Annotated in this window: 21 protein-coding genes and 1 tRNA gene; 13 read left to right on the top strand and 9 right to left on the bottom strand. The window is 33.8% G+C overall.

The genetic code is table 11. The features are described 5' to 3' along the window. Positions 1 to 127: 127 nt before the first annotated feature. The 8 genes from PQ463_RS22530 to PQ463_RS22495 all read left to right on the top strand — a co-directional run bounded on the left by PQ463_RS22530 (position 128) and on the right by PQ463_RS22495 (position 7671). Complete coding sequence (locus PQ463_RS22530; RefSeq protein WP_274255582.1) at positions 128 to 1105, top strand: M23 family metallopeptidase; 978 nt, start codon at positions 128 to 130, stop codon at positions 1103 to 1105. A 47-nt stretch (positions 1106 to 1152) separates the two neighbouring features. Further along, entirely contained in the window at positions 1153 to 1485 is a 333-nt protein-coding gene (locus tag PQ463_RS22525; protein WP_111364203.1) for a MerR family transcriptional regulator, read from the top strand. Between the two features lie 34 nt (positions 1486 to 1519). Further along, positions 1520 to 2110, top strand: a complete 591-nt coding sequence (locus tag PQ463_RS22520) for a LemA family protein (RefSeq protein WP_274255581.1) — start codon at positions 1520 to 1522, stop codon at positions 2108 to 2110. A 79-nt stretch (positions 2111 to 2189) separates the two neighbouring features. Next, complete coding sequence (locus tag PQ463_RS22515) at positions 2190 to 2627, top strand: TPM domain-containing protein (protein ID WP_274255580.1); 438 nt, start codon at positions 2190 to 2192, stop codon at positions 2625 to 2627. Positions 2628 to 2630: 3 nt separating this feature from the next. After that, complete coding sequence (locus PQ463_RS22510) at positions 2631 to 3473, top strand: TPM domain-containing protein (protein ID WP_274255579.1); 843 nt, start codon at positions 2631 to 2633, stop codon at positions 3471 to 3473. 93 nt (positions 3474 to 3566) lie between these two features. Further along, entirely contained in the window at positions 3567 to 3980 is a 414-nt protein-coding gene (locus tag PQ463_RS22505) for an RrF2 family transcriptional regulator (protein WP_012023964.1), read from the top strand. 250 nt (positions 3981 to 4230) lie between these two features. Beyond that, the gene (locus PQ463_RS22500) at positions 4231 to 6777 is read left to right on the top strand and encodes a TonB-dependent receptor (protein WP_274255578.1); all 2547 of its coding nucleotides are present in this window, start codon (positions 4231 to 4233) and stop codon (positions 6775 to 6777) included. Positions 6778 to 6927: 150 nt separating this feature from the next. After that, positions 6928 to 7671 carry a DUF2490 domain-containing protein gene (locus PQ463_RS22495; protein WP_337992874.1) on the top strand — a complete coding sequence of 248 codons (744 nt, stop codon included), beginning with the start codon at positions 6928 to 6930 and terminating at the stop codon, positions 7669 to 7671. 139 nt (positions 7672 to 7810) lie between these two features. On the opposite strand, the gene PQ463_RS22490 is transcribed toward PQ463_RS22495, so the two are convergent. From PQ463_RS22490 to era, 3 genes are all read right to left on the bottom strand, one after another. Further along, on the bottom strand, positions 7811 to 10564 hold the full coding sequence (locus PQ463_RS22490; protein ID WP_274255577.1) for an outer membrane beta-barrel protein: 2754 nt from the start codon (positions 10562 to 10564) through the stop codon (positions 7811 to 7813). A gap of 157 nt (positions 10565 to 10721) precedes the next feature. Next, on the bottom strand, positions 10722 to 12032 hold the full coding sequence (gene der / locus PQ463_RS22485) for a ribosome biogenesis GTPase Der (RefSeq protein ID WP_111422571.1): 1311 nt from the start codon (positions 12030 to 12032) through the stop codon (positions 10722 to 10724). A gap of 323 nt (positions 12033 to 12355) precedes the next feature. Continuing rightward, a complete protein-coding gene (gene era / locus PQ463_RS22480; protein ID WP_111377359.1) occupies positions 12356 to 13237 on the bottom strand; it encodes a GTPase Era in 882 nt (293 codons plus the stop codon). A gap of 117 nt (positions 13238 to 13354) precedes the next feature. Here era and PQ463_RS22475 point away from each other — a divergent pair. Next, positions 13355 to 13427: transfer RNA gene (locus PQ463_RS22475), tRNA-Met, on the top strand. Positions 13428 to 13517: 90 nt separating this feature from the next. Beyond that, positions 13518 to 14057, top strand: a complete 540-nt coding sequence (locus PQ463_RS22470; RefSeq protein ID WP_274255576.1) for a DUF4468 domain-containing protein — start codon at positions 13518 to 13520, stop codon at positions 14055 to 14057. A 125-nt stretch (positions 14058 to 14182) separates the two neighbouring features. Here PQ463_RS22470 and PQ463_RS22465 read toward each other — a convergent pair whose 3' ends face one another. The 3 genes from PQ463_RS22465 to PQ463_RS22455 all read right to left on the bottom strand — a co-directional run bounded on the left by PQ463_RS22465 (position 14183) and on the right by PQ463_RS22455 (position 16180). Beyond that, a complete protein-coding gene (locus PQ463_RS22465; protein ID WP_274255575.1) occupies positions 14183 to 14701 on the bottom strand; it encodes an anthrone oxygenase family protein in 519 nt (172 codons plus the stop codon). Position 14702: 1 nt separating this feature from the next. Further along, positions 14703 to 15329: an NAD(P)-dependent oxidoreductase gene (locus PQ463_RS22460; protein ID WP_274255574.1), complete on the bottom strand. Its 627-nt coding sequence runs from the start codon at positions 15327 to 15329 to the stop codon at positions 14703 to 14705. A gap of 80 nt (positions 15330 to 15409) precedes the next feature. Continuing rightward, a complete protein-coding gene (locus tag PQ463_RS22455) occupies positions 15410 to 16180 on the bottom strand; it encodes a helix-turn-helix domain-containing protein (RefSeq protein ID WP_274255573.1) in 771 nt (256 codons plus the stop codon). 212 nt (positions 16181 to 16392) lie between these two features. On the opposite strand from PQ463_RS22455, the gene PQ463_RS22450 reads away from it, so the two are divergent. Next, a complete protein-coding gene (locus PQ463_RS22450) occupies positions 16393 to 17157 on the top strand; it encodes a ThuA domain-containing protein (RefSeq protein ID WP_274255572.1) in 765 nt (254 codons plus the stop codon). Here PQ463_RS22450 and PQ463_RS22445 read toward each other — a convergent pair. Together PQ463_RS22445 and PQ463_RS22440 are read right to left on the bottom strand one after the other, a co-directional pair. Next, positions 17122 to 17682 carry a GNAT family N-acetyltransferase gene (locus PQ463_RS22445; protein WP_274255571.1) on the bottom strand — a complete coding sequence of 187 codons (561 nt, stop codon included), beginning with the start codon at positions 17680 to 17682 and terminating at the stop codon, positions 17122 to 17124. The two genes, PQ463_RS22450 and PQ463_RS22445, sit on opposite strands and share 36 nt — an antisense overlap. A gap of 88 nt (positions 17683 to 17770) precedes the next feature. Beyond that, positions 17771 to 18916: a helix-turn-helix domain-containing protein gene (locus tag PQ463_RS22440; protein WP_274255570.1), complete on the bottom strand. Its 1146-nt coding sequence runs from the start codon at positions 18914 to 18916 to the stop codon at positions 17771 to 17773. Between the two features lie 345 nt (positions 18917 to 19261). Here PQ463_RS22440 and PQ463_RS22435 point away from each other — a divergent pair, with 345 nt between their 5' ends. Then, entirely contained in the window at positions 19262 to 19816 is a 555-nt protein-coding gene (locus tag PQ463_RS22435; RefSeq protein ID WP_274255569.1) for a porin family protein, read from the top strand. 171 nt (positions 19817 to 19987) lie between these two features. Continuing rightward, on the top strand, positions 19988 to 20530 hold the full coding sequence (locus tag PQ463_RS22430) for a DUF3575 domain-containing protein (protein ID WP_274255568.1): 543 nt from the start codon (positions 19988 to 19990) through the stop codon (positions 20528 to 20530). 127 nt (positions 20531 to 20657) lie between these two features. Here PQ463_RS22430 and PQ463_RS22425 read toward each other — a convergent pair whose 3' ends face one another. Then, complete coding sequence (locus tag PQ463_RS22425; protein ID WP_274255567.1) at positions 20658 to 21455, bottom strand: SDR family NAD(P)-dependent oxidoreductase; 798 nt, start codon at positions 21453 to 21455, stop codon at positions 20658 to 20660. Positions 21456 to 21461: the final 6 nt, after the last annotated feature.

The raw sequence follows: 21461 nt of genomic DNA, 5'->3' as shown, positions 1-21461 counted from the left end.
CTAATGATAAAATAGCCCCAATATCTAATCATTAATCCTCGTAAAAAAGTGTCGGATAACTGCAACAATTAGCAGTTTTATTCGACTAACTCATTTTACAAGGTGCAAAAATAGCGTATTTTAAAATATGGCGAAAGTAAAATATTATTACGACCCAGAAAATCTGGCTTATACAAAAATAAAAACCAGAAAAAGAATAAAAATAGGTTACGCACTACTGTTTTTACTGGCATCGGCACTGTTTGGTTTTTTAGTTTTTGTTCTTTTAATTAACACCCCTTATTTCGAAACTCCAAAAGATCGTTTACAGGCACGTGAAATTGAAAATTTAAAACTCCAGTATTCTATTTTAAATAAAAAACTGGATGAAATTGATGAAGCTGCAGATGCATTAGAAGAACGTGACAATAATATTTATCGCGTATATTTCAATAAAGCTGAAATTCCAGATTCGATTCGAAAAGCTGGTTTTAGAAGTTCTGACAAATACAAAGCGCTAGAAGGATACAACAATTCTCAATTGGTTTTGAATGCAACAAAAAGAGTTGACAAATTATCGAAGCAGTTGGCCATTCAGTCTAAATCTTTAGATGATATTTTAAAATTAGCTGGAGCTAAAGAAAATTTATTATTAGCAATTCCTGCCATTCAGCCAGTTCGAAATGAAAATTTAAAACGTGTCGCGTCAGGTTTCGGATATCGCATTGACCCTTTCACGAAAGTGAGAAAAATGCATAACGGAATGGATTTCACCGCTAATACAGGCGCTCCAATATATGCAACAGGAGATGGAGTCGTCGACAGAGCTGACAACACTGCCTCTGGATACGGAAACCACATAGTGATCAGGCATGGTTTTGGATATGAGAGTTTATATGCGCATTTGAGCAAATACAACTGCCGTCCTGGACAACGAGTAAAACGCGGTGATGTGATTGGATATGTTGGAAGCACAGGAAGATCTGAAGGTCCGCATTGTCATTACGAAGTGCATAAAGACGGTAAAGTAGTCAATCCGCTAAATTTCTATTACGGAAATATTTCGGCTGTAGAATATGTGGCGATTTCGCAAATGGCAAACCAAGAAAATCAATCATTAGATTAATAGTACAAAAAATACTATTTTTGAAGTAAAATAGAAAAAAACGAACCATGCATATTGAACTTTCTAAAGACAAGAGATATTACAGTATTGGCGAAGTTGCCAAAGCTTTTAATGTCAATGCTTCTTTGATACGATTTTGGGACAGCGAATTTGACATTCTAAAACCTAAAAAAAATGCAAAGGGAAATAGAATGTTCACTCCAGACGACATTACCAATCTTCAATTGATTTATCACTTGGTAAAAGAAAGAGGATTTACGCTTGAAGGCGCCAAAACGCACTTAAAAGAGGGACAGAAGAAAACGTTAGATAAATTCGAAATAATACGTAAATTAGAGTCGATAAAAACGCAACTGAACGACATAAAAAACGAATTGTAATTAAAAATAGAAATAAACTTAAATCAAAACAAACATGAAGAAAGGATTAATAATTCTAGGAGTTGTAGTAGTAATCGTCATTGGATTATACAGCTGGGCAACTGGCATTTATAATACTGCAGTAACGCTTGACCAAAACGTGAAAGAAAGTTGGGGAAATGTTAATACTGCGTATCAGAGAAGAAACGATCTAATTCCTAATTTAGTTAATACCGTGAAGGGATATGCTAAACATGAACAAACTACGCTGACAGCAGTAATCGAAGCTCGTGCTAAAGCGACAGGAATTACTATTGATCCATCAAATGTTACACCAGAACAATTAGCAGCATTCAACTCTGCACAATCAGGAGTTTCATCTTCTTTATCAAAATTATTGGTAAGTGTTGAACAATATCCAAATCTTAAAGCTGATGCAAGCTTTATGAAACTACAAGATGAATTGACTAGCACAGAAAACCAAATCTTAACAGCCAGAACTCGTTTTAACGAAGCGGTTAAGCCTTATAACAATAATATTAATACTTTTCCAAGAAATATTTTAGCTGGAATGTACGGTCTTAAAGAAAAACCATACTTTGAAGCTTCTACTGGAGCAGATAAACCTGTTGAAGTAAAATTCTAAAGATTTAATATTTTTGATTAACGATTTCAGATTTAATCTGCAATCTAAAATCTACAATCTAAACTCTAAAATAATTTCCATGTCAAAAGTAGAAGATTTTTTAACCAAAGAAGAAGAGCGTGAAATTGTTGAAGCAATTCGCATGGCCGAAAACAATACTTCTGGCGAAATTAGAGTACATATAGAAAAAACAACTTCTAAAGTCCATTTTGATAGGGCTTTAGAAGTTTTTCGTGAATTGCGCATGGATGAAACTAAATTGAAAAATGGCGTATTACTCTATTTTGCAGTTGAAGACAAAAACTTTGTGATTTGTGGAGACAAAGGAATTAATGATGTAGTAGCCAACGACTTTTGGGATTGCACCAAAGACATTATGGTGAATCATTTTAAAGCAGGCAATTTTAAACAAGGAATTGTTGACGGCATCTTAAATGCTGGCGAACAACTCAAAAAATATTTTCCTTCTCAGGAAGATGATGTAAACGAACTATCTAACGAAATCTCAAAAGGATAAATAATGAAAAATTCCCAAATTAAAATCCCAAATTCCAATAGAATTTTTCAGATTACTCTTTTGTTTATCACGTTTTTTATCAGCAATACTATTTTTGCTCAGTTTACAATTCCTGAAATTCCAAGCAAGCAAACTTCAGTTTACGATTATGCGAATGTTTTAAGTCCTTCTGAAAAAACTCAATTGGAGGAAAAGTTAATTCGTTATTCTGATTCCACTACCACTCAAATTGTTGTTATTACGATAGAAAGCCTTCAAAACGAAAACATTAATATTCTTGCTACAAATTGGGGACAAAAATGGGGAATTGGAGGAACTAAAGAAGATGATAATGGTGTAATTATTCTACTTGCCAAAAATGAAAGAAAAATTGCTATTAATCCTGGTTACGGATTAGAAGACCGTTTAACGGCTGGAATTGGAGGAGAAATTATTAGGAATGTTATTATTCCAGAATTTAAAGCAGGAAGTTATTATAATGGCCTCGATAAAGGAACAGATGCTCTTTTTGATGTTTTTAAAGGAAAATATAAGGGCGAACGCAAACAAACAAAAAAAGGACAAGATTTCCCTATTCTGCCTTTTATAGTAATTGTTGTAATTGTTTTGATCTTACTTTCTCGAAATAAAAGAGGAGGAGGAGGAAATTCTGGCAACAATGGCGGTGGTGGCCCTAGCCTACTCGATGTTATTATTCTAAGTAATCTTGGAAGAAGTGGTAGCGGTGGCGGATTTGGAGGTTTCGGCGGAGGATCATCTGGCGGTGGTTTCGGCGGAGGCGGTGGCTTCGGTGGCGGATTTGGCGGTGGCGGTTTCTCTGGTGGCGGATCTAGCGGAGGCTGGTAATTTATTCTGGTTCTAATTTTCTTTGTTTGAGGTTTCAAGTTTAGGTTTCAATCTTAAAATATCATACATTTACATTTTACAATTTATTAATAGATGTTATCACATAAAGCAAAATACGCCCTTAAGGCCTTACTTTATTTAGCAGAACAAGACGAAAATCACATTTCCAGAACTGTGGAAATTGCTGATGGCGCTAACATTCCTAAAAAGTTTTTAGAGCAGATTTTATTAGATCTAAAACGCGGTCGTTTTGTGAGCAGTAAGCAGGGAAAATTTGGCGGATATTATCTAATTAAATCCAAAAATGACATCACTTTGGCAGAAATTCACCGATTATTTGACGGTGCAATTGCACTTTTGCCATGCGCTTCTTTAAATTTTTATGAGCCTTGCTCTGATTGTAAAACCGAGTCTGAATGCAGTCTACGTCACGGTTTGATGCTAATTAGAGACAAAACTTTGAAGGCTATGGAAGGCATCACAATCGCTTCATTGGTAAAAAAATAAAAAAATATTTTCTAAAGTCTAGTAAATCGATAGAATTAATTATATATATTTGCCAAAAATAATTAACTAATCATTTACAAAATTTTAACTCATGAAAGTACATTCTAGTAAATCAGGTGGACAAAATCTTTTGCAAAAAAAACATAATTATAATTTCACAACTGTGAATACTGTTTCATCTATGATGTGTATGTGTTGGTAAAAAAAATTTAATTTTAAATTCTACTAATCACATATACTTAATATAAAAATGAAAACATCTATAAAAAATATACTTACAATACTTGCAGTTTTAACGTTCTCAATCTCATTCGCACAAAAAATTGAAGGGGTTGTAACTACAGATCAAAATATTCCTTTAGAAGCAGCCAATGTGGTAATTAAAGGAACAACTTTTAGCACTATTACAGATTCTGAAGGACGCTTTTCGATAGAATCACAAGGAAAACTACCTGTTACTCTTTTGGTTCAATATATTGGCTACAATACTGCTGAACTTGAAATTACAGCTATACCCGCTTCTCCATTATTAATCACTTTACGTGAAGAAAATAAACTTGTTGAGGTTGTAGTTTCTTCACGAAGAAGAATAGAAAAAGTACAAGATGTGCCAATTGCCGTTTCTGTTGTTACAGGAAAACAAGCTGAAGCAGCAGGGGCGTTTAACGTAAACCGTATTAAAGAATTGGTTCCTTCTGTGCAATTGTATTCTTCTAACCCAAGAAATACTGGAATCAACATTAGAAGTTTAGGTTCGCCATTCGGACTTACCAATGATGGTATCGATCCTGGAGTTGGTTTCTATGTAGACGGTGTTTACTATGCTCGTCCAGCAGCGACTACTTTAGATTTTATCGATGTAGAACAAATCGAGGTATTACGTGGTCCACAAGGTTCTTTATTTGGAAAAAACACAACTTCTGGAGCTTTCAACATTACATCTCGCAAGCCAAGTTTTACAACTGGTGCCGATTTTGAATTGAGTTATGGTAATTATGCTTTTTTACAAGCTAAAGCTTCTATCACAGGAGCCTTAGGAAAAAAAGTTGCGGGTCGTTTATCTTTTTCAGGAACACAACGTGATGGTTTAATTGATAACATTGTAACAGGAAGACCAACAAACACTTTGAACAATCAAGGTTTTAGAGGACAATTATTGTGGACTCCTACAGAAAATACAAACGTTACTTTTGCAGGAGATCTTACAACACAGCGTCCTGACGGATATGCACAGGTTGTTGCTGGTGTTGCTCCTACTCAGAGAGCTGCATACCGTCAGTTTGATGCTATTATTAAAGATTTAAATTATCAATTGCCAAGTTTAAATGCTTTTGACCGTAAGATCGATCACGATACTCCTTGGCGTTCTGGACAAGATTTAGGAGGTGTTTCGTTAAACATTGACACTAAAATTGGAGGTGGGACACTTACCTCTACAACGGCTTGGCGTTTTTGGAATTGGGATCCGTCAAACGATAGAGATTTTACAGGATTACAAGTTTTAGCTAAATCTCAAAACCCAACAAGACAAACTCAGATTACACAAGAGGTTCGTTATGCTGGACAATTAACATCAAAAATTAGCGGTGTCGGTGGAGTATTTTTTATCGATCAAACATCGCAGACAGATGGTACAGAAGAATCAGGAAATGCACAATGGAGATTTTCTCAAAGCACTACAAGTCCATTATGGAAAACTCCAGGTCTTTTTGAAGGTTACGGAATCCATACTGATGCAAGAATTAGAGCTTCTAGTGCTGCTGTGTTTGGTCAAATTGACTGGGCTGTTACAGAACGTTTCCATATTTTACCAGGTTTAAGATATAACTTTGATAAAAAAGACGCTCATTATTCTCGTAAAACTTATGGAGGTCTTCAAACTACAGACCCAGCCTTATTGGCTTTGAAAAAATCAGTATACTCAGATCAGGCATTTGACTCAAATACAGATAACACAGACTTTTCTGGAAACATAACGCTTACTTATAAAGCGTCTGATAAAATTAATGTTTATGGTACCTTTGCTAAAAGCTACAAACCTGTTGGAGTTAACGTAGCTGGACTTCCAACAAATTCAGCAGGCCAGCCGATGACCGAACTTGCAGTGGTAAAACCTGAGAAAGTATACCACTATGAAGTTGGCGTGAAAACATCTCCATTTAAAAATTCAATCTTCAACTTAACGTTCTTTAATACTGACATCAAAGATTTCCAAACTAACGTTCAGGCTGCTGAATTGGGTGTAAACCGTGGCTATCTTGCTAATGCAGATAAAGTACGCGTAAGAGGTGCCGAATTGGATGCAAGTTTTGTAATCAACTCACACTTAACAATCAATGGTGCTGCAACTTATACAGATGGTAAATATGTAAAGTTTACAAATGCACCACTTCCGTTGGAAGAAACTGGAGCACCAGTTGCCTTCAAAGATGTTTCTGGAACTGAATTGCCAGGAGCTTCGAGATGGGCTGGTTCTCTTGGAGGTGAGCTTTCTGACAAAGCCAGATTCTTTGGCAATGCTGGAAAAATCTTCTTTGCTGCTGATGGATACGCTCGTTCTGAATTTTCTTCAAGCCCTTCGGCTTCAAAATATTTAGTAGTACAAGGTTATGCCATCTTTAATGCTCGTTTAGGTTTCCGTGCTTCGCAAGGCTTATCTATCCAGATTTGGGGCAGAAACCTTCTAAACAAAGATTACTACGAACAATTATTGCCTGCAGGTGGTAACTCAGGTCAATATGCTGGAGTTCTTGGTGATCAAAGAACTTACGGAGTTACATTTAAGTATTCACTGTAAGCGGTTAGGTTAGTTAGTTTTAGTATTAAAAAGAGATACATTTCAAAATGTGTCTCTTTTTTTTATTTCACAAAAAAACTGTCGAAACAAATTTTAAAATAAAAATAAATAAGATCATTTGTATAAATTCGCAACTTGAATTTATAGTTTTTGAACAGATCTTTTAAATTACTTTTCATCATTTTCTTTGTTTCCCAATTTATTACAGGGCAAAATCAAAGAAATATCGACCATCAGACCTTGACATGGATTCGATACTATAATATTTTTCCCTTATCCGAAAAGTGGGCGCTACATTCTGAATTTGATAATCGAAGCTTTGTAAACCCTATTCATGAGAATCTTTTTGTTATACGATCTCAAGCTAGATATAGAGCAAATAAAATGACAGAATTAGGTGCAGGATTTGCTTTTTTTAATGTAAATACTCAAAATCCGTATGTTGATCCTGATTATTCTGTGCCAGAATATCGAGGTCAACAAGATGTAACATTGATCAATGATATTGCAAAAATCACTTTTCATAACCGTTTTCAGCTGGAAGAACGATTCATACAAAAAGCAGATAAAAGCGGACTTCTGGATGAATTCTCATATGCTTTCCGATTTAGATATCGTTTACAATCCATGTTTACCCTTTGGGAAAAAGAAGGAAGAAGCATAAAAGGCACTATTTCAGATGAAGTTTTATTCAATTTCGGAAAAGACAATCACAGAAATACATTTGATCAAAACCGTTTCTACGTTGCTTTACGTTATCATTTCAATCCAAACCTTGGTTTAGAGTTGGGTTATTTAAAAAACTTTCAAAGGCGCGCCAGCGGTGTAGATTTCTACGATCGTGATATTATAAGGTTTACGGTTTATCATAGAATTAATCGGAAAAAGTTATGAGTTATGAGTTATGAGTTATGAGTTATGAGTTATGAGTTATGAGTTATGAGTTATACAAAAAATGCCTATCAAATTAATTTGATAGGCATTTTTTGCAACCTTTGAGCCTTTGTTACTCTGAACCTTTGCACCTTAAAAACTAAGATCCCCTCTGTCTCCTTCCTCCTTTTTTACTTTCGGCAAAGTTTCCGATTTTATAAGCTAAAGAAAACATTACATATCGTTTTAAAACCGTATTTTCTTCATCTCTGATGGAAGTTGGTGAAATGGTTCTTGTTGCACTCTGATTCTGGTTTAAAACATCATACACTTTTACTTTAGCATATAATTTTTTATCTAAAAATCCATATGACAAACTCGTATTCCAAAGGAAGAAATCCTTTTTAAAATCATCTGAAATGTTCGAATTATAAGTATATCCAAAGTCATTTCCGAAAATTAAATTAGCTGGCCAATATGATGTCGTCTGCATATTAATTCTGTGAATTACGTTTGAAGTCGCGTCTCTTGAATAGTTTTCATATCGTGTTTCGTTGTACGATAAACTATAAGATGGCGCAATCGAAAGCACTTCTCCATAATCATAAGAAGCATAAACACTTGGCGTAACAACAACCGATTTGGCATAATACATAACCGCATTTGTAAACCCTTTATCAAAATTATAATTACCACTTAAACGCAAACCATATCTTAAAGTATGAGCGTCTTTTTTAACCTGCTGATTCCAGTTCCCTCCAATCGAAGCCGAATATGTTCCTGAAATATTTACATAAGTCGTATTTCTTTTTCCACTATCATCATAAATCGAAGTAGAAACAACATCATTATTATAATAATCTCCTTTAAGAAATAAACTGTAACCCGAACGCGTTCTAAAATCAAAATTCTTAAAATCGATACCAGCTGTGCTTTTTTCAATCGGGTTTAGATTTGGATTTCCGATTACACTGTTCAGTGGATTATTCAAATCTGCAACTGGCATTAATTGTGTTGCCGATGGAAGCGCGTTAGAATAATCGTATTTAAAAGTTAAGTTTTTAGAACGGTTGAACTTGTATCGAAGTTGCGCCGTACCGTAAGGCAACATGTATCTTTTATTCAGATCTGTCGTTTGATTTAAATAAAAAGAATGATTGTCAAACTCTACAATTGATGTTCTCGAATTTACATTCAGCGTAAATTTACTTTTCTGCCAAGTAATACCCACTTTTGGCGTAATCGAATTTTGTTTTGATGTGGTATAATTGGTCAACGATAAATTTAAATCTGAATATTCTTGTGATGCATCATCAAAATTAAATGTCTTTTGATCGTTCATAGAACTCTGCCAATCAAAATCAGTTCCAAAACGCAATCTCAGCGAATCCGTTACAGGCTCTGTATATTCTAAGTCAAGTGAATAAGCATCACTTTTAGAGGTGTTTTTTGCATTCTGATTTCTTTCGTCATTTGGCTTATTATCCTGATAGAAAATAGTCTCAGAAATGTTGATTCCGTTCGAGTCACTCTTAGTGTTATTGTTATTAAAAGCCACACTTAAATTTCGCGATTGCTTTTTAAAAGTTTTGTTGAAATTAATACTGTTGGCAAAATTCGTATTAGAACTTTCCGTATGTGATGTAGCTGTACTTTCATTCAATGCATCGCCATTTTCGTTTTCAGAAGAAGTCGAAGAAGAAGAGTTGCTATTTGATTCAGACAAATTCAATTTAGGAGCAAAAACAATCTGCATTGTAGGATTGATTTTGTATTCTAATTCAAAATTGACTTTGTTCCCTGTGTTTTCATTTCTGGTTTTAGAATCTGCCTCCGTTAAAATATTTCCTGTTGGTAAGAAACTAAGCTGATTCGATTTGCTTTCGTTTTTAGTCACAGCATTTGTAAAGTTGTAACTGCTCATAAACTCCAAATCCTTTGTCCAATCATCAGAATAATTGATTCCGGCAAGAGTAGACTGTGTAATTCCTTTTCCACCACTGCTAGCACCTTGACTGCCACCTTTGGCATTTCGTCCGCCTCCCATATTATCAAAAACCTCATCCATAGCAAATCCTGTTGAGTTGATATTGTTGGCTGAAGCTAGTACACTTATTTTTTGTTTGTTCTTGAAAAAGTTCATCATCAAACTGCTCTCGTAGCGTTCATCTGAACCATATCCGCCAAGAACTTTTCCGAAATAGCCTTTATTTTTTTTCTCGTCAATTGTGATGTTTATACTCGAATAATCTGAAGTCGATTCTTGTTTAGCCAATTCTTCTTTCTTGGTTTTAAAATCAGAAACCTGAACTTTTTTGATGATATCAGCTGGAAGGTTTTTAATGGCAATAGCTCCATCTTTATCAAAAAATGCTTTTCCGTTGACTAAAACCTGATTGACTTCTCGCCCATTTACCGTAATTTTTCCTGTATTATCGACATCAAAACCAGGCAATTGTTTCAGTAAAGTTTCCACATTTGCATCTGGACGCACTTTATACGAACCTGCATTAAATTCTAGAGTGTCTTTTTTAATGGTAATTGGTGGAGCTTCGCTTTTAATTACCACCTCATTTAAAACATTGGCATTTTCAAGCAGGTACAATTTACCAAAGTCTTTACTTTCTGTAAGCGCCTTTTGCTCTTCAAAATAAGCTTGGTATCCTGTATAATTTACTTTTAAGAAAACTGGCTTATCATACTTTTTAGTATTAATGATAAAATTTCCGTTTTTATCGGTTGTCGCATATTCAATAATTGTTGAATCTTTTACGGCTGTAAAATAAACGGTCGCGAGTTCAAGCGGAAGCTGCGAGTTGATATCAACTACAGTTCCTTTAATAACGATATTGTTTTGGGCATTTGCCGAATAAACAAAAGCCAAAAACAATAAAAGTGAATAAATTCTGGTCATAAAATTAGGTTAGTTAGATCAGTAAGACTTAAAAAAACGCAAAAGGTTTAATTGTATTTTTTACATTTATTCAAATATGATGCCAATAAAAAATTAATACTATAATAAAGATAGACACCAAACATAAAAAAATCCCCTATTCAAGGGGATTCTTTTTTTATTTTTCTCTTATATAAATATCGATCGGAACTCCTGCAAAATCCCATTTCTCACGAATTTTATTTTCCAAGTATCGCTTATAAGGTTCTTTAACGTATTGTGGCAAATTAGCAAAAAACACAAATTGCGGTGTTTGAGTTGGCAATTGCATGCAATATTTAATTTTTACATACTTTCCTTTCATTGCTGGCGGTGGATAAGATTCAATCACCTTCAACATGTATTCGTTGAATTTTGAAGTCGGAATTCTCTGTTTTCTATTTTCGTAAACCTGAACTGTTGCTTCAAGCGCTTTCAATAAACGCTGTTTTGTTAGAGCAGAAACGAATAAAATTGGCACATCTGTAAAAGGCATCAATTCTTTTTTGATTTTCTCTTCGTAATCACGTGTAGACATGGTGTCTTTTTCTACTAAATCCCATTTGTTTACCAAGATTACCACACCTTTACGGTTTTTCTCTGCCAACCAGAAAATACTTTGGTCTTGACCTTCAAATCCGCGTGTTGCATCGATAACCAAAATACAAATATCAGCATGTTCGATAGCACGTACAGAACGCATTACAGAATAAAACTCTAAATCTTCTTTTACTTTTGCTTTACGGCGAATACCAGCAGTATCAACCAAATTAAATTCGAAACCAAAACGGTCAAATTTTGTATCAATGGCGTCACGAGTTGTTCCTGCAATATCAGTAACAATATAACGATCTTTACCAATCAAAGCATTGATAAAACTAGATTTTCCAGCATTCGGACGTCCTACAACTGCAAAACGTGGTAAATCTTCTTTAACCTCAACTTCTGGTTTTTCTGGGAAAGCTTCGATTAACGCATCTAATAAATCTCCTGTTCCGCTTCCTGAAATACTTGCAAATGTGAAATAATCTCCTAAACCAAGATTATAAAACTCAATTGCATCTTTCTCACGCATTGCGTTATCTACTTTATTTACAGCCAATAAAACTGGTTTTGTTACTTTACGAAGTAATTTTGCAACAGTTTCATCCATTGGCGTGATTCCTTCTTCAACATCAACCACAAAAATAATAACATCGGCTTCGTCGATAGCAAGTTCTACCTGTTTACGGATTTCACCTTCAAATACGTCATCGCTTCCACGCACATATCCACCTGTATCAATGACAGAAAACTCTTTTCCGTTCCACTCGCTTTTACCATAGTTTCTATCACGGGTAACCCCAGATACTGAATCTACAATAGCTTCTCTTCTTTGTATCAGCCTATTAAAAAGGGTCGATTTCCCCACATTAGGTCTTCCTACTATCGCAACAATGTTATTACTCATTTTATTGAATTTTAGATTTTAGACTTTAGATTTCAGATTCTTAGCTTCCTAAAAACCTAATCACTTATAATCCAAAATGCCTTATTTAAATTTTTTGCAAAGGTAGTTAAAAAAAGTTGCTGAGACGCTAAGTTTCTTAGTACCTAAGTTTTTATTGTTTTTTGTATAATTTTCAGGAGCTAATCCAGCTATCCGCTATATCTTTTCCTGGCTAAAGAAGCCAGAAAAAGGATACCGCTCCTATCTGGGCTAGGGCACCTATTTTCAAAAGAACTTTCGTTTAACGATTAAACAAATCAACGATTAACCGATTAAACAAAAAACTACTGATTGTAACCAAATCGTTTCAGCATATTAGCGTTGCTTCTCCAGTTTTTGTTCACTTTTACATATAGTTCAATGTGAATTTGTTTTCCGAAGAATTTCTCTAAATCAGCTCTTGCATCGGTTCCAACTTTTTTCAAAGCTGCACCTTTATGTCCAATAATGATTCCTTTTTGCGTATCGCGCTCCACCATAATTACCGAACGGATTCTGATAATATTGTCGGTTTCATGAAATTCTTCTGTAACGATTTCTACTGCGTATGGAATTTCTTTAGCGTAATTCAATAAGATTTTCTCACGGATAGTTTCGTTAACAAAGAAACGCTCTGGTTTGTCTGTTAATTGGTCTTTTGGATAATAAGGTGGTGATTCTGGAAGTAATTCGATAATTCTTCCGAAAACTTCTGGAACGTTGAAATTCTGCAAAGCCGAAATCGGGAAAATTTCCGCATTTGGCACTTTTTCTTTCCAGAAAGAAACTTGCTGTTCTAATTGTTCTTGGTTTGAATTATCAATTTTATTTAAAAGCAATAGAACCGGAATCTTAGCATGAATGATTTTCTTGAAGAAGTCTTCGTCTTTCAAGTCCTGCTCGCCTATTTCGACCATGTAGATTAAAATGTCAGCATCTTCAAAAGCCGATTTTACAAAGTTCATCATCGATTCCTGCATTTCGTACGCGGGCTTAATGATTCCTGGAGTATCAGATAAGACTAACTGAAAGTCCTCTCCGTTTACGATTCCTAGAATTCTATGACGTGTAGTTTGTGCTTTTGATGTAATGATTGACAATCGTTCTCCAACGAAAGCGTTCATCAATGTTGATTTTCCAACATTTGGATTTCCGATAATATTTACGAAACCTGCTTTATGTGACATTTTTTGCTTTATTTATTTTGCAAAGGTAGTCATATCAACTCAATACAGAAAATAAAACATTTTTTAAAGTTTTCGTTGGATTTCTAAAAAATCGGCGTATCTTTGCACCCGAAACATCGCGGGATAGAGCAGTAGGCAGCTCGTCGGGCTCATAACCCGAAGGTCACAGGTTCGAGTCCTGTTCCCGCTACTAGAGAAAAACACCACTTACTACAAGTGGTGTTTTTTGTTTATAGCATTATTTATCTTTTTATATTTGATAAAAATCAATTTTACTGCAATGAGAAAAACATCATTAATAATTCTCTTATTTGTCTTAGCAATTTCATGTAATTGTTTTTCGCAATCTTTAGTTTTTGAAAAAATTGTTCAAGTCGACTCTACGAAATCAAAAGACATTCTTTTCGAGAGACTTAATAGTAAATTGATTGAATATTATGGAGGACAAAATAATTTTAATAAAAACATTATTCAATCTGATAAAGAAAATGGAATTATTAAAATTAAGCAAGAGATACGCTATAGTAAAAATGAATTTATGAATAGCGCCAACGGTGTGATTGATTTTAATATAAATGTATTTTTTAAAAAAGGACGATGTAAGGTATTAATCGATAATATTACACATACTGGTATGGGTATATCTATGGGAGCTATTACTGAAGACAAAGAATATCCTCATACTGACAAAGATTATTTAAAATTTCGGAAAAGAAAATGGATCGAAATTAAAGACTTTATTCATTCTGAAATGCCAAAGAAGATTTTGATGATTGAGAAAATCCTTAATACACCTTTAGAGCAAGAAAATGAATGGTAAATCATTAAGACTTTATAAGTTTCAAAAAAATCTGGAGCTTTTGTTATTTTTAAATATTTACAGTTCGTCGAGCAACTAAAGAAAAACACCACTCATTACAAGTGGTGTTTTTTGTCTATATCAATTTACTTTATATTTAGCATCAATTCCTTTTTTCGTTTATGTCCATCATAAACACAGGCTAAAATAACGAAAAACACGCTGCATAAGGAAGATAGCGATCTTATGTTATTCCAAAAGTTCCAACGGTCTTCGAATATATTTCTCATTTGTCTTGCACTTGCGTTTGAGGAACTTGCAAGATCTAACAAATCCAGCTTATTATTCAGAGGAACGTTTACAAATACGGTTACAGCAAATACACCAAGTGAATAAAATACAGTAGCTATAATGAGCAACAGAAACGATTGCTTTTTATAGTGCAGAAAACTGGTAATTGGGATCATAATCAACGTTCCGAAAAAACAAATGAAAAATGGTATATTCTGAATCTCTCGATTGATGTTCTGCATGGCATTTAGAAATTCCTTATCGTTTAGTTTTCCCAATCCCAAACTTACAGAAATCGAGTATGAAAAGAAAAGCCCAGCCATTAATGCTGTTGTCGTTGCCGTAATAATTAGTAAAATGTTTGATGCTTTCATATTAATTGGAAATACTAACTGTTCTTTTTAAATATTCATTGGTATCCAGCTGACGAATCATAAAATCTGCAACTTCCTTACGAGCAATTTTTAGATTGAGTTTTTTATAACTTCCATCAAAACCAATGCGATACGTATTGGTAATTTGGTCATCTGTAAAAGCACTAGGCCTAACAATTGTATAATCCAAATTACTGTCCAAAATATATTTTTCTTGCAATTTATGGTCTTGAAATGCTTTTTTTAGCAACATTCCAAACATAACATGTTTCCAAATAAAATTAAGATTACCATAGCTTTCGCCCAAGCCAAGCGTCGTTTGGCAAATCAGCCTATTTAATCCTTTTTTTCTCATCGCCTCAATAATTTTTTTCGTTCCTTCTGCACGTATTTTGCCTTTTCTACCATCACCTAAAGCACAAAAAACTGCTTCTTGACCATGCAACGCGTTTTCAACATCATTCAAACTCAAAACATCGCCTACATGAATATGAAGGTTAGGATGAGAAATGTTTTGCAGTTTTTGGGGATCACGAACAAAAGCTGTTACGTCATCACCATTTTTTAATGCTTGTTTTACGATTTCAATGCCAACTGTACCTGTGGCTCCAAAGATTATTACTTTCATTTTGTATCAATTTTTAAGATTAGTGATACAAAATTGCAATAGATAAATGTTCTAAAATAGAATAAAAGCGACAGTGGTAATTATTTCTCAAATGATTTTGGAGTTTTGCCGGTAAAAGCCTTAAAAACTTTTATAAAATGAGATTGATCTGAAAACCCATTTTCATATACAATGTCGGTATGTTTTTCATAATCTTTAACGGTCAATTGATCTAATGAAGCTTGAAATTGGATAATCTTAGCAAATTGCTTAGGAGTAAGACCTGTTTCAGCTAGAAATCTTCGCTCAAAAGTGCGAATATTGAACTTTAGCTTACTGGCAATCGAACGTATACTTTCCTGACCTTTTGTTTGAAAGATATATTCTATGCCTTGTCGTATTTCAAAATCAAGGTTTTCCTTTTTCTTTTCAAAATACCGTAAAAGCAATTTTGATATAATGTCAATTTTATCTTTTACGCTTTCACTCAATTCCAATTGTTTTTTGAGCCATCTTATATCTTCTTCAGTATCATCAAAGTAATAACAATTATCATTTATGCTCTGGGGTTGTATATCGAAAAATGTCTTCAAGACAAAGGGATACAACTGAAAAACGATAATAAGAAATGCACCCGAAATCTCAAGTTCAATTGGCAGAATTGTTTGTCCGTAGAGAAAAACTTCTGGCATCTTTTTATCGTGAGGCTTTACAATCAATCCGTGATCGGTTTGCTGAAACATCAAACCTGGACAGCCGTCTGCAAAAAAAGGCAATGTTGTATCTGTATTTTTATCTTCATTTTCAAACACCCATATGTTTTTCACAAAAAGCGAAATCGAGTCTTCGGGAACAATATTTTCATAGTTCATATTATTGTGATTACCGATTTTATATATCAAATATCTGAAAATTTTTCAAAAAGCAAATTTCGAGACATTTACGAAACTTTTCAATTGTAAACAGAAGTAACACCAATAGCAAACTGTATCTATTATTCAGAACTAGCTATTTTGCAATAGCCTAAAAAACACACTCGACAGAATTATTTTTTTTCTATCTTCCCAAAATAAAATTCCCCAAAATGAGCCACTTGTTTTCGATAAAAAAATCATTTTTATTCAGCTTCATTGTACTAACCAGCTATTTCTTGGTTTCTTTCCATATAAAAAATACAGAACAGGCCGCTTCTTATAAAACTAAAAAAGTACTGATTTTCTCTAAAACTAATGGCTTCAGACACGAAAGTATTCCTGCCGGAATTGCAGCAATAAAAAAACTGGGACAGGAAAATCATTTTATTGTAGATACTACTGAAGATTCTCTGGCAATTAATTCAAAAAACTTAAAGCAATATCGAGCTGTTATATTTTTAAGCGCCTCTGGCCATGTTTTAGGCGAAAATCAAAAATTGGCTTTACAAAAATTTATACAAAACGGAAATGGTTTTGTCGGCATTCATTCGGCCACAAACTGCGAACCAGATTGGTCTTGGTACACCCAAATGATCGGCGGAATTTTTGAAGGACATCCTGAACCGCAGAATGCTAAACTTATAATTGTAAATCATGAACATCCATCTACAAAACATCTTCCTGCAATCTGGGAACGAAAAGACGAATGGTACAATTTTAAATATTTAAACCCAAACGTAAATGTGCTTATAAAGATTGACGAATCTTCGTATAAAGGAGGTAAACATGGCGATAATCATCCTCTGGCATGGTATCACGAGTATGATGGCGGCAGAGCATTTTACACTGCTTTAGGACATAGCCCTGAAAGTTACAATGATCCTCTTTTTGTACAGCATTTACTTGGAGGAATCACTTATGCTATTGGCAGATAAAAAGATAGCATAAATATCAAGACTTATAAACTTGCCATTTTTAATTTCATAGTCTTTCATAGTTCCTTCGTACTGAAAGTCAAGTTTAGCCATTACGCTTTTACAATTCTTATTTTCCGACTCCACAAATGCTTCAATTCTGTTAAGTTCTAAATTATCAAATCCATAATTACAAATTAATGGTATTGCTTCTTTGATAATCCCTTGTCCCCAAAAATCTGGAATTAACCAAAAACCAATTTCTGCTTTTTTATGTTCTTTACTTAAATTATTTAATCCCGCCGCTCCATAGAATGTTTTATTGTCAGCAGAGCAAATAGCAAACCAAATTCCTGTATCGTTTTTTTCAAGGTCAGCAAAGAAAACCATTTGTTCTTTTGTTGCTTCCAATGTTTGAAAACTCACTCCATAATATTTAATAACTTCTGGATGCGAAAGCCCTTTGAAAACATTTTCAAGATCATTATCCGCAAATTGTCGCAGCAAAAGCCTTTCGGTTTTTATGGTTGGAAATTCTTTTTTCATGATTTTTTTATCTGTTTCTCATTATCAGTTTTCGTGGTCAAGATTAAAAATAACTCATTTATTTTCAAACACATAACTAAATCCGAACTTATTTATTGGTATTCCGAAAACTGTTTGGTGTCATACCTGTCGATTTTTTGAAGGCGTTGTGAAATGTTGTCTTCGAAGTGAATCCAGATTCTAATCCTATTGCCAGCAAACTATAGTTTTCGTAGTCTGAATCGAGAATCATTTCTTTCACAGCTTCGACCCGATAGTTATTTATGTAATTGGCAAAATTATCTCCCGTAATCACATTGACAAGTTGTGAAACATATCCCGCACTTATTCCCAGCTCTTCTGCTACTTTTTCTCGGTTTAAATTGCTGTCTTTATAAATTTGATGCTCTTCGCAAAGTATTTCCAATCTCTTAAAATAAGGGTTTTCTTTTGTAAAGATTTCTAAGCCATTTGCGTCATTTCCTCTTTTAATAGGTACTTCTTCAACAAATATTTCATCGTTTAACAAAGTCTTATTATTTAGCAATTCTTCGGTTTCAGTTTTATTGTCAGCCAACCTGTATCTGAACACACCATAATATGCCGTGCAATGAATTAAAAATGTAGCAAACAACGCCAAAATCTGCATAACATATGAGAGATCATATTCAAAAAGCAGCCCTGTCAAAATAGCCACCATCCAGGAAAGCATTAATGCATAAACCAAAAACCATAAAAAAGTGATCCATTTCTTTTCCTGCTTATCTTTTGAATATTTAATAAAACCGAAAGTATAAACAGCCATAAAAGGCATAAATAACAGAACAAGATAAAAATCAAAACTTCCTAAAGTTTCTAGAATACTTTTAAGAAAGTGCGGGATTGTAAAAATATGTGCGACAGCATCACAGTCATAAAAAACATTTGTAATGGCTGAATATACAAACGGAGCATACAGCCATCGAATCTTTTTCGAATTTCTAATTGGATGGTTTACCTGATGTATAACAAACATAAAAATGAGAACCGGAAAAAGAAATGCCCATTCTACATTATCCAGAAAACGCAGGAAAGGCATACTGCTGTAAAGATCAATTATTTCGAAAACGAGATTGGCAATAAGCACCGAAAGCGCAAATATTGCATAAGCCAGATATCTATTGGCATTACTCTTAAATAGTGGTGATTTTAGAATAATTGCTCCAAGAACTATTCCTTGAAAAATTGCCGTGTTAAAAAAAATAGTAAAGATCAATCTATATAGTGGTTATTTAGTTAGGATGCTGTTTCTGTTTTTTTTTAGGTAATTACCTATAATTTTCCATCACGAAACTATACTTAATTGATTTTATTTACTGTTAAAGGAATTACAATTAAAACTAAACAAAATGACAATTAATAAGATCTGAATTACAAATTATCATTCGATTATTCTGTAAAATCTTTAATAGAATTGGCTTATTTCAACGTTTCATGTTCCTAAGAAAAAGTTAAGAAACAGCTGGAAATAAGTACCAATTTATCCACTTTTAAGCTTTTGAAACCTCTGCTAATTTTGCTTTTTTGAATTTTGGCATCAAATAATTCAAAACACTATTTTATGAGAAAAATTTTATTGTTAGCTGTTTTTACAGTTTTAGGATTTGTGAATGTAAATGCCCAAGAAATTAAATTTGGAGCTAAAGCGGGTTTAAACTTTGCAACTATCAGTGAAGATAATACCGAAAATGCTGATTTTGTAACATCGTATAACATTGGTGTTATGTCAGAAATTCCATTGTCTGAAAAGTTCTCTTTTCAACCCGAAATAATGTATTCTCGTCAGGGATATAGTTTCAATAATGATGTAATTGCTATGAATTATTTGAACATTCCCTTAATGGGAAAATACTATGTAACAAAAGGATTGAGTCTTGAAGCCGGACCGCAGATAGGTTTTTTACTTTCTGCTAAAAATGAAAAAACAGATGTAAAAGATTCGTTTAATACTTTTGATTTTGGTGTTAATTTTGGCTTAGGATACAAACTTGAAAACGGGCTTAATTTTGGGGTAAGATATAATCTGGGATTAACTGACATTAATAATGTAGATAATTCTTCAATTAAAAATAAAAACGGAGTATTTCAGGTATCTGTTGGTTACTTCTTTTTCTAAACCAATAATAATTTAAAAAAAACACCACTCTAAAATAAGTGGTGTTTTTTTGTTTCTTATATCCAAAAGAGCTACGCAAATAAGTACCGATTTATGCAGTTTTAAGCTTTTGAAACCTTTTCTAATTTTTCTTATATGATTTTTGGATTGAAATAATTCAAATCAATTTTTATGAAAAAAAACTATTTAGTACTTATCCTTCTTTTTGTCTTTTTCTCTGCTAATGCTCAAAACGAAATTGAATCAAATCCTTTTGAGAAAAAAAATGACATTACCATAAATGCAATTGCCGCTTTAAACAAAACTCTAAACATAAGCTATGAAAGACATTTCAACAATAAATCCTCTTTAGGTGTTTATTATTTTCATGTACTAGCAAATGACACAAGCAATGATATGAATTATTCTATCTCTCCCTATTACAGAAGATATTTTGGTAAAAAATATGCATCTGGTTTTTTTGCTGAAGGATTTGGAATGCTCACTTCTATTGATGGCAAAAAAGTGTATACATCTGAAGATCATTCAACTTACACCAAAAATCCAGATGTTATTGATTTTGCTCTTGGAGCAGGTGGAGGATGGAAATGGGCCAGTAAAAGCGGATTTATTTTTGAAGCAAATGTTGGCTACGGATTTTTACTGTTTAATGCGAATAAAACAGATCATAATATTGTAGCAAAATTTGGATTGAGTGCTGGATATAGGTTTTAGAATTAATGTTTGAATACTTCCAGTTAGTGAAAAAAGCTTCAGAGAAATCTGAAGCTTTTTTGCTTGAATAAATTCAATCGTACTACATGGAATAGATTTTACTAGAAAATTCCCGAAATATATTATTCTACATGCATTTAATCGTACCGCCGTCTACTCTAATAGTAGCTCCACTAATGTAATTAGCATAAGCACTGCAGAGATATGCGACTGTTCCAGCGATTTCCTCAGGTTCTCCAAAACGTCCCGTATCATTTGGAATTAGCTGCTGAACAGCCTTAGATTTTATTTCTTCTAAATCTGTTCCCCAGTTAAACTTAGGCGCAGCATTTACAAGCCAATCTTCGACCATCGGGTTTATAATTGCTCCAGGAGATACAACATTTGAAGTTATTCCGGTTTCTTTCAATGATCTCGCAAGTGAGATTGAAAGATTATGCCTTGCTGCAAGGGTCGCATTATAATGTGGCTGTTCTTTAATAGGCTGTATGCCCAGCCCTCCACCAATATGAATAACTCGTCCCCAACCTAATGTTTTCATTTGTGGCACTATACGCTGAATCATTCTTACATATGAAACGACATTGTTGTTATAAATTTCAGACCAATCATCCGTTGTCGCCTCACCCCAAGATTTATGCGATGTTGCGCCGGCGTTATTAATTAAAATATCAATTTGACCATTTTTAAGCGCTGCAGAAGCAACTTCATCAGCTCCTTTATCGGTACTAAGATCTCCTAAAGCTATTTCTGCCTTTCCGCCATTGCTGATAATTTCCTGACACACAATATTGGCACGATCTTCATTCCTACCATGAACTATAACGGTCGCTCCTTCATTTGCCAGCATTTTAACTATTGATTCTCCAAGTCCCGAACTCGAACCCGTTACAAGCGCTCTTTTTCCTTTTAATTTTAAATCCATTTTATG

Origin of the sequence: Flavobacterium sp. KACC 22763 (assembly GCF_028736155.1) — a bacterium.
Lineage (GTDB): Bacteria > Bacteroidota > Bacteroidia > Flavobacteriales > Flavobacteriaceae > Flavobacterium.
This window is presented reverse-complemented; position numbering and strand designations above follow the sequence as displayed.

Excerpts from the sequence above, each read along its gene's own strand:
- PQ463_RS22530 (WP_274255582.1), top strand. The coding sequence starts at position 128 with ATGGCGAAAGTAAAATATTATTACGACCCAGAAAATCTGGCTTATACA.
- PQ463_RS22525 (WP_111364203.1), top strand. The coding sequence starts at position 1,153 with ATGCATATTGAACTTTCTAAAGACAAGAGATATTACAGTATTGGCGAA.
- PQ463_RS22520 (WP_274255581.1), top strand. The coding sequence starts at position 1,520 with ATGAAGAAAGGATTAATAATTCTAGGAGTTGTAGTAGTAATCGTCATT.
- PQ463_RS22515 (WP_274255580.1), top strand. The coding sequence starts at position 2,190 with ATGTCAAAAGTAGAAGATTTTTTAACCAAAGAAGAAGAGCGTGAAATT.
- PQ463_RS22510 (WP_274255579.1), top strand. The coding sequence starts at position 2,631 with ATGAAAAATTCCCAAATTAAAATCCCAAATTCCAATAGAATTTTTCAG.
- PQ463_RS22505 (WP_012023964.1), top strand. The coding sequence starts at position 3,567 with ATGTTATCACATAAAGCAAAATACGCCCTTAAGGCCTTACTTTATTTA.
- PQ463_RS22500 (WP_274255578.1), top strand. The coding sequence starts at position 4,231 with ATGAAAACATCTATAAAAAATATACTTACAATACTTGCAGTTTTAACG.
- PQ463_RS22490 (WP_274255577.1), bottom strand. The coding sequence starts at position 10,564 with ATGACCAGAATTTATTCACTTTTATTGTTTTTGGCTTTTGTTTATTCG.
- der (WP_111422571.1), bottom strand. The coding sequence starts at position 12,032 with ATGAGTAATAACATTGTTGCGATAGTAGGAAGACCTAATGTGGGGAAA.
- era (WP_111377359.1), bottom strand. The coding sequence starts at position 13,237 with ATGTCACATAAAGCAGGTTTCGTAAATATTATCGGAAATCCAAATGTT.
- PQ463_RS22470 (WP_274255576.1), top strand. The coding sequence starts at position 13,518 with ATGAGAAAAACATCATTAATAATTCTCTTATTTGTCTTAGCAATTTCA.
- PQ463_RS22465 (WP_274255575.1), bottom strand. The coding sequence starts at position 14,701 with ATGAAAGCATCAAACATTTTACTAATTATTACGGCAACGACAACAGCA.
- PQ463_RS22460 (WP_274255574.1), bottom strand. The coding sequence starts at position 15,329 with ATGAAAGTAATAATCTTTGGAGCCACAGGTACAGTTGGCATTGAAATC.
- PQ463_RS22455 (WP_274255573.1), bottom strand. The coding sequence starts at position 16,180 with ATGAACTATGAAAATATTGTTCCCGAAGACTCGATTTCGCTTTTTGTG.
- PQ463_RS22450 (WP_274255572.1), top strand. The coding sequence starts at position 16,393 with ATGAGCCACTTGTTTTCGATAAAAAAATCATTTTTATTCAGCTTCATT.
- PQ463_RS22445 (WP_274255571.1), bottom strand. The coding sequence starts at position 17,682 with ATGAAAAAAGAATTTCCAACCATAAAAACCGAAAGGCTTTTGCTGCGA.
- PQ463_RS22435 (WP_274255569.1), top strand. The coding sequence starts at position 19,262 with ATGAGAAAAATTTTATTGTTAGCTGTTTTTACAGTTTTAGGATTTGTG.
- PQ463_RS22430 (WP_274255568.1), top strand. The coding sequence starts at position 19,988 with ATGAAAAAAAACTATTTAGTACTTATCCTTCTTTTTGTCTTTTTCTCT.
- PQ463_RS22425 (WP_274255567.1), bottom strand. The coding sequence starts at position 21,455 with ATGGATTTAAAATTAAAAGGAAAAAGAGCGCTTGTAACGGGTTCGAGT.